The following is a 12,781-nucleotide window of genomic DNA, read 5'->3' as shown; positions in this document are numbered from 1 at the left end:
CGCTTAGGCCTCCACTGGGTTAGTAGCCTGATGCAAATAGAACGGGTAGACGAGGTTGTGACGCGTATTGGTGGTGCGAATGGTGTAGTCGATCAGGATCTCCAGTCGGCCCGTCAAAGCATCCGCAAGCTGGGCGTCCATGCTGTTCAAGCTGATGCGCGGCTCGTAGAACAGAATGGCCTTGCGGATCATCTCCTTGATTTCAGTCACCGTTTGTTCGCTGGCCTCTTCGAACACCATGCGTCGCAGGCCACAGCCATAGTTCGGCAACATCACTCGCTCGCCTGGCTGCGTCGACAAGAGGATGCGAAGGCTTTCGGCGACATCCTCGTTATCGGTCACCATCACCGCCTCCTTGGTGCGAGGGTCGAAACGCGGCGGAAAACTCCAGCCCCTTCCCAGAAAGTCCGCCATCGTCAGCCCCCGATCATGACGGTGGGACAACCCATCACGATGCTGCCGCCGTGCGCCGTGGTATCGCCAATGCGTGCTGCCGGCATACCGCCGATCATCACCGTGGCCGACCCTTTTACGATGGAATCGGGCGGGCCAACGCAGGTCGCAAGGTTGCCGACCACCGCCGCTGGCAGCTTCGCTATCAGCACATTCGGCACACAGGGACCGAGAATCGGGCCGCCCACATGCGGCACCGGCGGCAAGCCCGGCGTCACCATCGGGCATGTGTGCATATCGGTCAGTCGGGCGGCTGGTGGCATGGAAATTCCTTGGTTAGAGCCTGCTAGGGCCTCAGTTGATCATCACCATTGCGCCCTTCACCGTGGTTTGACCGGCAGCGGACAGCTCGGCGGTGGCCGAGCCCTTGCCTGTGAACCCCACTTGCGCTTCGCAGGTGACGTTCATGCCGGCAGCCTTCAGATCGGTGGTGGCCTTGATATTGACCGCCGCGTTGGCGGTGATCGTCACGTTGCCTTGCGCGGTGAGCTTGATGTCGGACTGGCTTGTCAGGGCGATGCCGGCGCTGGACAGTTTGACGCTGTTGTTGTGCTGGTCCTGCACGGTGATCGACTGGTTCTTGTCATCGAGCACCATCTGGTTCTTGCCCGGCGTGATCACCGTGATAATTTTGTCCTCCTCGTTGAACTCGATCTTGTGCAGGCAGCGAGTAACGATGGCCTTGGTGTTGTTCTTCGCCTCAATCGTGTACGGCGGCTTGCGCGAGCTGCTGTAAAGCGAACCCAGCACCACCGGGTGACTGGGGTCGTCATTCAAATAGCCGAGCAATACTTCATCACCGACTTCCGGCAGAAAGAACGCACCAAACGCACTCGATGCATAGAACTGCAACAGGCGCGCCCACACTCCCTGCGTCTGCGCCTGCAACACGGGCACGTTGACCTGGATGCGCTGCTCGCCCTCCGGATCGCCATCGAGCTTCATCACTACGCCGATCTGCAGGCCACTCACGCCAGGCAACAACCCACCATTGAGCGGCGCCACCACGTCTTCGCGCTCAACGTGCCACTCCGGCCGCAGGCCAAATTCCACATGTGTGGTCCAGTTGCCGCTGGTGATGTCGTGCTCAACCGCCGACACATACACCGAACCCTTGAAACGCGTACCGACCCCGCTGACCTCAATCACGCTGTCTGGCATGGCGGCGGAGCTGCCGCGAAAACTCATGCGCCCACGAATGCGCCCCAGCGCTGCCTTCAGCTGCGCTGCCTTGGCCCAATCGGTCAAGCTAGCCATGGGTTGAGTCGCACCCGTCTGCAACAGGAACGTGGAAGGGCTGGCGACCTGCGCCAACGCTGACCCGGTGAGGTCACCCTGCCGGTTGAGCGTGGTCGGACTGGCCGAATTGCCTTGCATCACTGCTTGCTGTTTGGGGTCCCATGAAACCGCCTGCACCGCGGTGTACTGATTGCGCGCGTCGATATCCGCCTCGAAGGCGATCAGGTCGCTACCCCAGGTAACCGACAGCACGGCGGAGCCTGAAGTATTCGGAGCCTTAACGCTTACCGCGCCGCCGTCGACGTTCACCAGCAGGCCATTGGCATCTGCGCGCGCAAGCATGAAATCCCAATCGCTGCAGTAGAACTGAACCAGCTCGTCGTACTGCGTGGTGGTGCTGGTCACATCGGCCGATAGCCCGTGATTGCCGATCAAGGTGGAGATGATGTCGCTATCCTTGGTCTGCAGGTAGTTGGCGTTACTGCGCCCGATGGTCATCTTGGTTGCCTTGTCGCGGCACTCGATGATCAAGCGCGAATTCGTGTCGCCGTCGATCTTTACGCTGTGCCGCACCACGATGCCTTTGAACACGGGCGCTTCGTCTTCGTCATAACCTGCGTTGATCGTTATGTCGGCACCCGGCGCGAAGGTTGCGGCATCACTCAAGGCGAAGTCACCGGTAGTCATATCGCCATCAACCAGCACAATCTCCGCCCAGGGGATGCGATTGACGGCACGCCGCACCGTCACCGACACGATCGGCAACGTAGTGAGCACCTGACCGCTCGCACTGACCGTCACGCGGATCGGGCCATTCGTGTTGGCATTGGGAGACTCAGCCATCGCTCAACCCAGCGGTGGAAAGTGAAGCGTCAGGCCCGGCTTGAGCGCGCGGAACCCATGCAGGCCATTGAAGCGGGCCACATCGACGTAATACCGGCTGTCGCCGTAGATGCGATGGCACAACAGCGGCAGCGTGTCGCCCTCCGTCACGATCACCGAGTGACTGAGATCGGGGGATGACATGTCCGCCTCCAATATCGCCTCTTGCGGGTTCTTGAAGCCCTGGAAGGTCATCTTCGCCTTGGCGCGCAGCGGTGCGCCGCTTGGGCGAAAAAGCGTGTAGTCGATATTGAACGCGGTAAGTCGCCCATAGAAAGCGAGCCGCCCCCACAACACCCGCACCACATTGGGCTGATGTTGCTGGCCCTTATAGGTATAGACGATGTCGTTTAACGCATTGAGCTGATCCTCCACCTCAGCCGGCAGATTTAGGTTGGAGGGCACCGGCACCACGCCGGTGCCGTCGAACACGGTCGAGAAATCCAGCGTGCCCGGCTGTATGTGCGAAAAATTCCGTCCGGTGCCGATGTCACCCATCGGCACGCAGCCACCGAATCGCGTCTTACGCGACAAGGTGAGCTCAGACGGGTTGATCAACAGCGAAATCGAGTTGCCATTGGGCGTCGGCGTATTGCCCTTGGTATCGCAAGCGGTGATTTTCAGCTGGGATTTCCCAGTGGAGAGGCTATCTGGCATTTATCGCTCCCGCATCCGGTCACGTTCGGACGCCAACAGCGCACGAAGGCGCCGGCGCTCTTCAATGCCACCAGGGCCGTCCTTGCCGCAGCAGTCGTCGTCTTCGTTATCGTCGTCTTCCGATAACGGTTCACCGCCGCGGCCCACGCCTTGGCCCACGTTGGACTTGATCACCATCTGGCGAATTTCGATCGTCACGATTCGGCCTCAACCACTTCGTCGTATTTCCTGATAGGCGAGCTCGATGGTCTCCAGTGCCACCTCATTCTTGGTGGACTGGAAACTATCGATCTCCCACCGCACCGGATAAGCGCGGGTGAACGACCAGGTGCGTAACGGATTGCCCTTGGCATCGAGCAGCTTCACCGTCACCGGCGCAAGCTTGATCTTCACCGACAGCCCGGCTTCCAAGGTGTGTTTGCACCAACCCACCAGTGGTGAATTGATCGATGCGACACCTCGTTTCAGGGTCAACCGCTTCTGTTTAACCCCAGTGGGCAATTGATGCATGAAGCGGTTTTCGCCACCTTCGCGCAGCTCGTCCACTTCCATGCTCAACTCCAGCCCTGACACCTCCTGGAACGAACAGTCCACGCTCGATGATTCGCTGCCGATGCTGACGGTGAACTGGAACGCTGCGGGAAGCAGCTGCCCCAGCGTGTCCTCCACCACCTGCTTGGCGGGCCAGGCGGCGGGATTATCCATTGGCGATAGTCAGGCCTTCGTGCGCGATCTCAATGGTTTCAATCGACACCTCGTTGCCTTGCGCCTTCAGGTCGGTGCCGGTGATTTTGGTCGGCCAGGCATTAGCCAGCGTCCAAACCATGGTCGGGTTACCGGATTCGTCGAGCAGGCTGATCGTGACCGGCACGCGCTGGATCGTGTTCATCTTTATCTTGTTGAACCAATCCCAGAACTTGTTATCGCCCTTGAACACGCCCTTCTTCATGGTCACGTTGCTGTACTTCTTCAGCCCCGGCATCTTGATCGTCGCATGCACCGGGCTGTCGCCATGGCGATACTCGATTGGCTGCGCTTCGACATCGAGCCCGGATACCTCTTCAAACGACATCACGGCCGAATCCCACTTCACCTGAAAGTAGAACTTGGGCATCGGCCATACGTTGGTTGACTGCTGCGAACCGTCGTCTGCCATACGATTTCTCCGTCAGTACAAGGTGAGGCGATACGCGGCGGGCGCCGAGCGACGCCCGCGCTACGTCACGATTTCTGCATCTGCTGCTGGAAGGTGATTTCGATAAATTCAGCGGGACGCACCATGGCCACCAACACGGTGACGCGCAGGATACCCTCGAGAATATCGTCCGGCGTCATGGTTTCAGCCAGACCGCAGTACACGCCAAATGCATCTTCCGGCACAGCACCGGCCAGGCCACCGCGTTTCCAGATGCTGGTGAGGAAGTTCTGGATCATGCTCTTGATGGTGACCCAGGTATTGGCCACGTTCGGCTCGAACACCAACGCCTTGGCGGCGAGCTTGCAAGATTCCTCCAGCATGATCATGGTGCGACGCACGTTGATGTAGCGCCAATCCAGACTGTTGCCATCCAGCGTGCGTGCGCCCCAGACCAGTACGCCTTCACCGATGAACGAGCGAATCGCGTTGATCGACTTACCTTGAGTGGTGACGTTGAGATCTTCCTGATCCACTGCAGAAATAGTCACAGCCGGCGACACCACGCCCGACAGGCTGACATTGGCCGGTGCCTTCCATACGCCACGACTATTGTCGACCATGGTGTAGATGCCAGCCATCGCTGCGCTGGGCGGCATCAGATTCAACTTGCCTTTGATCAGATCCATCACCGTGTTGAACAGCGGACTGATGGTGCTGAGCGTCTTGTGGAGCAGCGCCTTGTTGGCCAGGATCGCGTCCGGTGTCGGGGCGGGATCGACCTTGCTCCAATCTTTGGCGATATCGGCAATGGCCTGAATCTGCTCCTTGTCCTTGAGTGACGCACCATCCGGGGCTGTCTCGGGCAAGCCAAGCTCATTGCGCAGCAGCAGTTGCAGCACATCGGCGGAGGCGATGTTCTCGAAGTTCAACTCCTTCTCACCAACCACCGTAGTGTTCAACCACGGGTAATACGCTGCGGCGAAATTGAGGAAGTTGATGCCCAGGCCGTTGCGGAACCGGTCGATCGGATCGCCATCAGGGTCATTGCGCGACTTGTCGCCTCCCCAGATATCGAGGATCGCCACGCGGTTCTTCATCTTGTCGCCACAATGCTGCAGCATGGCTTGCTGCAAGCTGATGCACGGGTCCTTATCCAGCATGACCGCTTCCGGTATCAGCACCATGGTCGGCTCTTGCTCTTTGAGCAGTTCGTCGATGCCTCGGGTGAATTTGTCCGGATCCAGGTCTGACTCGTAGTCGCCGACCGAGACGATGTAGCAAGGGCCGCCACCGTTCTGGAAGAAGTGGCGCATGGCGTTGTACAGGCCGTAACGGCCGCCATCCTTGCCGGCCGGTTGCTGGAATATGTAATCAGTGACCTTGTTGTCCTTACCCGCCGCCTTGAAATCCGTCAGAACAGCAGGGTTGGTATTTTCGACGATGTTGAAGCGCGGATTGGGCCCGAAACCGAAGTACTGGTGATACTCGGCCATCGAGCTGATGCGCCAGGGCTTGAACGAAAGTGGCTTGCTGCGATTGTCAGCGATCTCGGTGTGGCCGATGAATGCGGGCACGGCGGTAGCCACTTCCACCACCGAGTTGGGAAACGCATTCTTCTCGACGATATAGACACCCGGTGTCTTCATTGCACCCATCGGTGGGCTCCTGTCAGTGGGTTAGCTGTGAACAAAAATTTCCGACACGGCCGTCATCTCGCCGTGTACGGACTCGCGCCACAAGCGCTGCGGCGCAGCGCCCGGCAACCTTGAAATAAGCACGCGCTCGCGGTCATCCGTCACGTCACGCAGTTGAAAGCGCTGAGATGGCCGCTCTCGCAAGGCAATAGGCGAGGTCGATTGCACAACCAGTGCGGATCGCCCATCCGGCAGGCGCTCCGTGGAGGGAGCCGTGAAGTCCACCTCGCCACGCTGATCGACAATCGACAGCGTGCGGCCACGCCAATCACCTACCAGCAGGTACTTCCAGATGGTGCTGCGGCTTTGCAGGCACAGTCGATACGGCGTGCCAAGGGCCGCCTCCCACGTAGCGAAATCGTCACTCTCCGTGCCATTAAGTGGCAAGGCCACGGTTGTCAGTGGCGCCATTGGCGTTGGCAAGATGTGTAAAAGCGGCACCGCTCGAGTGCCATCGTCCAGGGCTTCTGGCGGTGTGCAGATGACGCCGGTGTAGTACACACAGGCGGCATCGGACGAACGCACGTCGAAGCGCAGCGTGCGAGGCTTACCCTCATCCAAGCGCTCGCTCCACATGCCCCGCAACTCGGACTCGGCAACGTGGATGCTCAGGCCACGCCCATCGGCACGCCACAGCATGGCAAATCGCTCAAGAAACACCGAGGTATCCGCATGCGGCCTAAACACCAGATGGCGTGCACCGCCGTCGGCAAAATAGTCATGCCGCACGTCGACCGTGGCAAAAGAGCGATACCGTTGCATGGTCACCCCTCCCGCCCGATACCGTTGCCATCCATGGCCGCGTTCATGGCGTCGCCTCGGTTTCGGTCTGGCGAATCAGCGGATCGCGACCGCGCGCCGTGCCCGCATCAAGCGTGATCATCCGCACCCGAAACAGCGCAGACGGCAGATAGCGCCCCCCGTGGATGCTCCACAGGCTGTGCATCTCATGACTGCTGAGGTTTTCCATGTTGAGCGCCATTCTCTCCAGGCGCGCATCCATGTCGGGTGTGTTCTGGTGATCGAATACGGGGTTGCCTTGAAAGAACGCAATCGCGCCGGAAAGGAACTTCAGCGCCTCGGGGTAATGATTGCCGCTGAAATTGGCCGCACACATCACCAGCAGATTGAGGTACACGGGCGGCGCGTTCTTTAAAATGCCGTTGCTGTAGGTCATGGGTACCGAAGTAGCGCGATGCGCCACCGTGTCACGCTCCACGCCGCTCAAGAACAGCACCATCTTATTCGCGACCTGACTCACGGGCGCGCCGCCCAGCTCCTGCAAGTTGCAGACAACCACCGCGTCCTCGACCACGTCGAATTGCCGGCGGAAGTGGCCGTTGAGGTGCGACGCAAGCTGTTCGAGCACCCGATCAATCACTGGCCCGCCCCTTTGGTCTTCATGACACAGCCTCTTCCACGCAGGCTCCAGGCCTGGCGTGAAAGGTCTGGCTACGTTACGCCGCCATGTCAGCGAGGCCTATCAGCAATCTGCTGATATTCATTTCCGTTTTGCTGAGGCGGGAGGCCGCATGGACAACACAGATGCACTATGCCGAGGGCGAGCAAGCAGATGGCCAGCCTGGACCGGGCTTGTTCCGTTCGTACAAGCACAGACGCCGAAGGGTCGCCGCTCACGCCAACGGCATCCCTGGCAAGCGCGCACACAGCGCCAATGTGGCAATGTTTCCCAGGCGTTTCCTGCAACGTCATCCAACGGCGCGGCGCACCGTCGATCGCGTCGCACCCGTGATTCGGGGAACACTCAGCGGTGGGCGGTCGCTGTGCCGCCCCATCACTTCAGCAAGAAGGAGCTGCCCGAAAACTCAATCTTCTCAGATGTGCTGTCAGTCGATTTCTGGCGATGTTGCCATTCCCGCGCAGGCGTTTCGGCGAAATCACCCTCAAACAGCCAGCTGTCGTCCAGGGTTTGAAAATCCTCGTTTATCCAAGTGACATCCCGCTTGCCGGCATCTCCAAGGTTTATATCCGCGCACACCCTGGCGCTCCTGTCCGTGGCCCAGGCAGATGTCGCCTCGTTGAGCATAGGCCAGCGCATTGAGCTGCGCTGGCTGGGTTGAATTGCGATGCACCCACACATCGCTGAGCGCAACGCCTGACATGGACTCCTTGCTCGCGCGCAAACCCAGCCACCACTTCGAACAAGCGTCGACTCGACGCATGCGCTTCCGGCAACGTGACGTTCACTCAAGCGCGGCCATACCTTGCTTGACGGCATAGCGGGTCAGTTCGGCCACACTGCGAATATTCAGCTTACGAAACACGTGCGCGCGATGCGTGGCCACAGTCTTGGCACTGATATGAAGGCGATCCGCCACCTGCTGAGTGGAAAGGCCTTCCGCAAAAAGCCGAGTAACTTCGCGCTCGCGCCACGTCAGGGGTGGCGGCGTCCAGCCGTCCTGGCCATTGCCGACCTCACGACAGGCGCTCAGAATGGGGGCCATCAGCTCCGCGCTCAGGAAAATCTGCCCGTTGAAGGCGTGGCGAATGGCTCGCGCCAGTTCGTCGCAGCAGTTCTCTTTCAGCACGTAACCTGAAGCCCCCGCCTCCATCGCCATCAGCACTTGTCCGGGCTGTGCGCTGGCCGAAAGACACAGCACCCTGCTCGGTAACCGTTCGCTGCGCACACGCCGGGCCACTTCGATGCCATTCATCACGGGCATCGTGACATCCGCAACCACCACGTCCGGATTCAGGCTGCGAGCGAGCCGCAGCAGGTCCACGCCGTGACCGGCATGCCCAAGCAGCTCCAGGTCTGGTTCGCGCTGCAATAGCGCCACCAGACCTTCGCGTAACATTAGATGATCGTCACCGAGAATCACCCGCACCTTCATCGCGAAGCCTTCCGGCCGGGAAGCCGAACGACACGCCTGCCCTTCCAACGCTTTTCAGCGAAATCACCCGGCCAACGGATGCACGCACGCACCCCGGCGCCAGGAGCTGCTTGCAGGTCAAACGCGGCATCTGCATGGGCCAGCCGCTCAGGCATCGCACCCAGACCCCAGCCGCCACGTCGGCTATGGCGTTGGTAGATGGTCACAGGATCAAAACCCGGGCCGTCGTCACTCACCGAAAGCTCAAAGCCATGGGCCGTTGCCCTCAACACCAATTGCGCATTCGCATCGGGTGCGTGCTTGCAGGTATTGAGAAGTAACTCCTGCGTCGCCTGCAAAACAATAATGGCCACCGGCTTCGGCGGGTCGAAAACCGAATCATCACAATCGAGGTGCAGCGCCAGTCCTGTAAATGAGGAAAGCCGACGCCCCAAATGGATCAGCGATGCAGCCAGCGGCATCGGCCTCGCTGCCGCCGTACCGCATTCCCATTCCTGCAGCACTTGCCGGGTACCTCGCAGCGCCTCGCTTACGAGTTCGCGAATGCCGCAAAGCGTTTGCATGCTGGTGTGGAATGGCGCCTGTTTGGCTAGATCAAGCTCGAGCAGCGCCAACGCCATCCATTGCGCAGGGCCGTCGTGCAGGCGTTGCATCAGGCGCGTGGCAACCTGCGCAGCCGCGGCATGCGATGTCGCACGACGCAACGGCACAACATCATCGCGATCAATGGATTCATGAGTTCGCAATGTCTCCGATTTCATTCGTGCGCCACCCGCTGCATCGACTCAATCAAAGTCCCACGACTGACGCATTGCGCCAGCGCCCCATGCGACACGGAGGAAACGATACGACACACCACGACATGCAGGGTCAGCGCAGAATCCGATAGCACTTACCCACCACGCTCTTCCGCTGCTTGATGTCGATGGCCACTTTGCGCACGCCATCATCCAGGTGATCGAGTCGCCACACTCAAGTAGAGAGTGCCGACGGGCATCACCATGGTGTACGGATAGAGCGCCTGGCAATTCCCCCCGGATATACCAGCACTCATGTTCGCACCGAAAGTTGTCGTGTAGCAATCAAGTTGGTGACGAAAGGCAATCGCCTCCGGCTGTATTGCGTAAGTTCTTGGGTCCGCAGCATCAACTTTCACATGGGCGTCACACATGGCCAGCGCGCAAGCAGGGTCGCCACACGGACGATCCAACGAGGATTTTTCGTCCTCGAGCTGACACTTCACCGATACAGGGTGACCACGTAGCGGCAACGTCGCACCTGCCTCCCTTGAGACCATTCATCAGTCCTGCAACCGCCGTGCATGCATACCGCGCAAAGGGCATCACCCGTCCGGAAAGAAGTTCTACGCGTCGCAACCATGCGATTGCCGGCAGCAGCGACATGGCTCATCGAGCCACCAACGCAATCAAGCAGCTGTCATGCCCGCGCCCCTGTGCGCGCGGCAAATCCAACCGTGCCACATGTAACGCAAGGCACCTCTTCGGTGAGTAGTGCTGGATCGATCGAAGCGTCGAACGAACAGCGGCGCACCCTCAAGAATTCACGCCGCCATGACCCGCGCGCTGAAACTATTGCCGCCTCGGCCGTAAGGGGTTGCCGAGAATCACCGCAGCACTGATCCGATCGCCAACTTCATCTGCAAGCCCAGCAGAAAGGGGCGGGCTTATGCGTCGCGAAAGCCTGGACGCACCTGATCCAGCCGAGCCACAGCCATCCGGCGTAGTCGCCGTGTGCGTGCTCCGCGCACCCCATCAAGCTCTTCTGCTTGCTCTCCCATCGTTCATTCGAACATAGGGGTTGTCAGTCATGCAGCTCACTTACCCGGGTGTTTATGTCGAAGAAATTTCGAGTGGCGTGCATGCCATTATTGGCGTCGCCACGTCGATTGCGGCGTTTGTTGGCTACACGTCGAGCGGACCCGACAACCAAGCCGTGGAGCTATTCAGCTTTGCGGACTTCCAGCGCAATTTCGGTGGGCTCGCAGCAGACAGTGAGTTGTCGTATGCCGTGCAGCAGTTCTTTGCCAACGGCGGCACGACTGCGTTTGTCGTGCGGGTGCCGCGAGATGGTGCAGTGCCGGCCTCCATCGTGATACCGGACCTTGCCAGCGCCACCACGCCCCTGCTGAAGATCCAAGCGGCCAGCACGGGAAACTGGGGCAACAGCATCGCCATGACGGTGGACTACGTTGGGCTGTCAACAGCTGACAAGAATGCATTCAACCTTACCGTGCTCAACACCAGCACCGGTGTCTCCGAGAGCTTCCTCAACGTCACAACGGATTCGACTCTGGCAAATTATGTCCTGGCGGTCGTCAATGACCCAGATACGGGATCGCGCCTTATCCAGGTGGTGTCCGTTGCAGGGCCGGCCAGGGCGCCTCGAACCGGACTGGTCTCCGGCTCCATCGACCCAGCCGCCATCCTCACCGCCCTGACAGCACCAAACGCGGTGGCTGCGTTTACCGTCGCCATCGATGGTGGCACCGCCATTCCGGTGTCGCTTCTCGGCACCAGCGATCCAAGGCCGGCGTCTCTAGTCGAGGTTACTCGCACACTGTCTTCCAATACGGCACGCGCACTGCAGCAAAGCTATCCGGGCGCACAAGTCATCGTTACCCCAGTAAAGAGCGACCTGAGCGCCACAACGATCGACGCGCTGAGCATCGTTGTTCAAATACCAAATAAGCCCGATGCCGCGATCGCATTCAGCAAGCCAGCATCAACCACTATCATCGATGCATCGGCATTATTGAAGCTCGCTTCAGGCGCCTTAACGATCGATAACGTCGGGGCATACTGGCTGGGTGGCACGTCAACAACCACCCCATTCAAAATCACCATCACGCCTGCCGACGACACAGGTAAAAAGCTGCCGTCGAGCATTGAGCTGATAGGACAGCAGTTGCCCGGTACCGGCATCTACGCACTCGACAAAGTGGACCTGTTCAACCTGCTTTGCATACCCGACTTGACGCGAGCCCAGGCCGGCAACCCCGTAAAAGCTGATATTGGTGACACTGACCTCAACGCCGCCTACGCCGAGGCCATGGTCTATTGCAAGAAGCGCCGCGCATTTCTGTTGCTGGATTCGCCACCGGATGTTGTTGACGTCGCTTCGGCAATCAATTGGCGCACCAACCGGCTGACCGTTCACGACCTTAACGGCGCGGTGTATTTCCCGCGCCTGCGCCTTGCCGACCCCCTGAATCAAAACCAGCTGCGAAGCTTTGCACCATGTGGCGTGGTCGCAGGCGTCTACGCTACTGAAGACGGCAATCGCGGTGTATGGAAAGCACCGGCGGGCATCGAGACCGTCATGTCCGGCGTGCAGAAGCTCACCTACAACCTCAGCAACGATGAGCAAGGCGTACTCAATCCGATCGCCCTCAATTGCTTCCGCACCTTCCCCATCTACGGCGCGGTGATATGGGGCGCACGCACGCTGGTTGGATCAGACGCGGAAGCATCCGAATGGAAATACGTGCCCGTACGCCGCTTCGCCCTATTCCTGGAGGAAAGCCTCTATCGAGGCTTGCAATGGGCAGTCTTTGAACCGAATGCGGAACCGCTGTGGGCCCAGATACGTATGAACGTCACCTCGTTCATGCAGAACCTGTTCCTGCAACACGCCTTTCAGGGGAAGACGCCAGCGCAGGCGTACTACGTGATGTGCGATAGCTCCACCACGACGCAAGCCGATATCAACGCCGGCATCGTGAACATCCAGGTTGGTTTCGCACCCCTCGTACCCGCTGAGTTTGTTGTCATCCAGTTGCAGCAGATGGCGGGACAAGTAGCGGTATAGGCCTGAAGCCAACGGCATGAACGGAGACTATGGTC

Annotated in this window: 14 protein-coding genes; 1 reads left to right on the top strand and 13 read right to left on the bottom strand. The window is 59.6% G+C overall.

Features of this window, described 5'->3' with window-relative positions:
* Nucleotides 1-3: 3 nt before the first annotated feature.
* The 13 genes from AC0GUR_RS09355 to AC0GUR_RS09295 form a co-directional block, all read right to left on the bottom strand.
* On the bottom strand, nucleotides 4-414 hold the full coding sequence (locus tag AC0GUR_RS09355; protein WP_472877189.1) for a GPW/gp25 family protein: 411 nt from the start codon (nucleotides 412-414) through the stop codon (nucleotides 4-6).
* 2 nt (nucleotides 415-416) lie between these two features.
* Nucleotides 417-716, bottom strand: a complete 300-nt coding sequence (locus AC0GUR_RS09350) for a PAAR domain-containing protein (protein ID WP_472877188.1) — start codon at nucleotides 714-716, stop codon at nucleotides 417-419.
* Between the two features lie 31 nt (nucleotides 717-747).
* On the bottom strand, nucleotides 748-2,535 hold the full coding sequence (gene vgrG / locus AC0GUR_RS09345; RefSeq protein ID WP_472877187.1) for a type VI secretion system tip protein VgrG: 1,788 nt from the start codon (nucleotides 2,533-2,535) through the stop codon (nucleotides 748-750).
* A gap of 3 nt (nucleotides 2,536-2,538) precedes the next feature.
* Nucleotides 2,539-3,231 carry a CIS tube protein gene (locus AC0GUR_RS09340; RefSeq protein WP_472877186.1) on the bottom strand — a complete coding sequence of 231 codons (693 nt, stop codon included), beginning with the start codon at nucleotides 3,229-3,231 and terminating at the stop codon, nucleotides 2,539-2,541.
* On the bottom strand, nucleotides 3,232-3,429 hold the full coding sequence (locus AC0GUR_RS09335; protein ID WP_472877185.1) for a hypothetical protein: 198 nt from the start codon (nucleotides 3,427-3,429) through the stop codon (nucleotides 3,232-3,234).
* Between the two features lie 9 nt (nucleotides 3,430-3,438).
* Nucleotides 3,439-3,936, bottom strand: a complete 498-nt coding sequence (locus tag AC0GUR_RS09330) for a phage tail protein (protein ID WP_472877184.1) — start codon at nucleotides 3,934-3,936, stop codon at nucleotides 3,439-3,441.
* Nucleotides 3,929-4,387 (bottom strand): phage tail protein, encoded by a 459-nt coding sequence (locus tag AC0GUR_RS09325; protein WP_472877183.1) that lies wholly within the window; start codon nucleotides 4,385-4,387, stop codon nucleotides 3,929-3,931. The genes AC0GUR_RS09330 and AC0GUR_RS09325 overlap by 8 nt, the downstream gene beginning before the upstream one ends.
* A gap of 65 nt (nucleotides 4,388-4,452) precedes the next feature.
* Complete coding sequence (locus tag AC0GUR_RS09320) at nucleotides 4,453-6,024, bottom strand: phage tail sheath family protein (RefSeq protein WP_472877182.1); 1,572 nt, start codon at nucleotides 6,022-6,024, stop codon at nucleotides 4,453-4,455.
* Nucleotides 6,025-6,045: 21 nt separating this feature from the next.
* Nucleotides 6,046-6,825, bottom strand: coding sequence for a hypothetical protein (locus AC0GUR_RS09315; protein WP_472877181.1), 780 nt, complete (start codon nucleotides 6,823-6,825; stop codon nucleotides 6,046-6,048).
* A 43-nt stretch (nucleotides 6,826-6,868) separates the two neighbouring features.
* Complete coding sequence (locus tag AC0GUR_RS09310; RefSeq protein WP_472877180.1) at nucleotides 6,869-7,432, bottom strand: Pvc16 family protein; 564 nt, start codon at nucleotides 7,430-7,432, stop codon at nucleotides 6,869-6,871.
* A 426-nt stretch (nucleotides 7,433-7,858) separates the two neighbouring features.
* Nucleotides 7,859-8,110, bottom strand: coding sequence for a hypothetical protein (locus AC0GUR_RS09305; protein WP_472877179.1), 252 nt, complete (start codon nucleotides 8,108-8,110; stop codon nucleotides 7,859-7,861).
* Between the two features lie 157 nt (nucleotides 8,111-8,267).
* Nucleotides 8,268-8,918, bottom strand: a complete 651-nt coding sequence (locus tag AC0GUR_RS09300; protein ID WP_472877178.1) for a LuxR C-terminal-related transcriptional regulator — start codon at nucleotides 8,916-8,918, stop codon at nucleotides 8,268-8,270.
* Nucleotides 8,915-9,679: a sensor histidine kinase gene (locus tag AC0GUR_RS09295; RefSeq protein ID WP_472877177.1), complete on the bottom strand. Its 765-nt coding sequence runs from the start codon at nucleotides 9,677-9,679 to the stop codon at nucleotides 8,915-8,917. The genes AC0GUR_RS09300 and AC0GUR_RS09295 overlap by 4 nt, the downstream gene beginning before the upstream one ends.
* A gap of 1,267 nt (nucleotides 9,680-10,946) precedes the next feature.
* Between AC0GUR_RS09295 and AC0GUR_RS09290 the strand changes: the two genes are divergently transcribed.
* A complete protein-coding gene (locus AC0GUR_RS09290; protein ID WP_472877176.1) occupies nucleotides 10,947-12,746 on the top strand; it encodes a phage tail sheath family protein in 1,800 nt (599 codons plus the stop codon).
* Nucleotides 12,747-12,781: the final 35 nt, after the last annotated feature.

Source organism: Dyella sp. PARNA 12/25 (genome assembly GCF_055702865.1).
Note: the sequence above shows the minus strand (reverse complement) of the source record. Positions and strands in the feature narration are given on the sequence as shown.

What these genes read in the sequence shown, in the direction of transcription:
- AC0GUR_RS09355 (WP_472877189.1), bottom strand. Translation starts at nt 414, where the DNA reads ATGGCGGACTTTCTGGGAAGGGGCTGGAGTTTTCCGCCGCGTTTCGAC.
- AC0GUR_RS09350 (WP_472877188.1), bottom strand. Translation starts at nt 716, where the DNA reads ATGCCACCAGCCGCCCGACTGACCGATATGCACACATGCCCGATGGTG.
- vgrG (WP_472877187.1), bottom strand. Translation starts at nt 2,535, where the DNA reads ATGGCTGAGTCTCCCAATGCCAACACGAATGGCCCGATCCGCGTGACG.
- AC0GUR_RS09340 (WP_472877186.1), bottom strand. Translation starts at nt 3,231, where the DNA reads ATGCCAGATAGCCTCTCCACTGGGAAATCCCAGCTGAAAATCACCGCT.
- AC0GUR_RS09330 (WP_472877184.1), bottom strand. Translation starts at nt 3,936, where the DNA reads ATGGATAATCCCGCCGCCTGGCCCGCCAAGCAGGTGGTGGAGGACACG.
- AC0GUR_RS09325 (WP_472877183.1), bottom strand. Translation starts at nt 4,387, where the DNA reads ATGGCAGACGACGGTTCGCAGCAGTCAACCAACGTATGGCCGATGCCC.
- AC0GUR_RS09320 (WP_472877182.1), bottom strand. Translation starts at nt 6,024, where the DNA reads ATGGGTGCAATGAAGACACCGGGTGTCTATATCGTCGAGAAGAATGCG.
- AC0GUR_RS09315 (WP_472877181.1), bottom strand. Translation starts at nt 6,825, where the DNA reads ATGCAACGGTATCGCTCTTTTGCCACGGTCGACGTGCGGCATGACTAT.
- AC0GUR_RS09305 (WP_472877179.1), bottom strand. Translation starts at nt 8,110, where the DNA reads ATGCTCAACGAGGCGACATCTGCCTGGGCCACGGACAGGAGCGCCAGG.
- AC0GUR_RS09300 (WP_472877178.1), bottom strand. Translation starts at nt 8,918, where the DNA reads ATGAAGGTGCGGGTGATTCTCGGTGACGATCATCTAATGTTACGCGAA.
- AC0GUR_RS09295 (WP_472877177.1), bottom strand. Translation starts at nt 9,679, where the DNA reads ATGAAATCGGAGACATTGCGAACTCATGAATCCATTGATCGCGATGAT.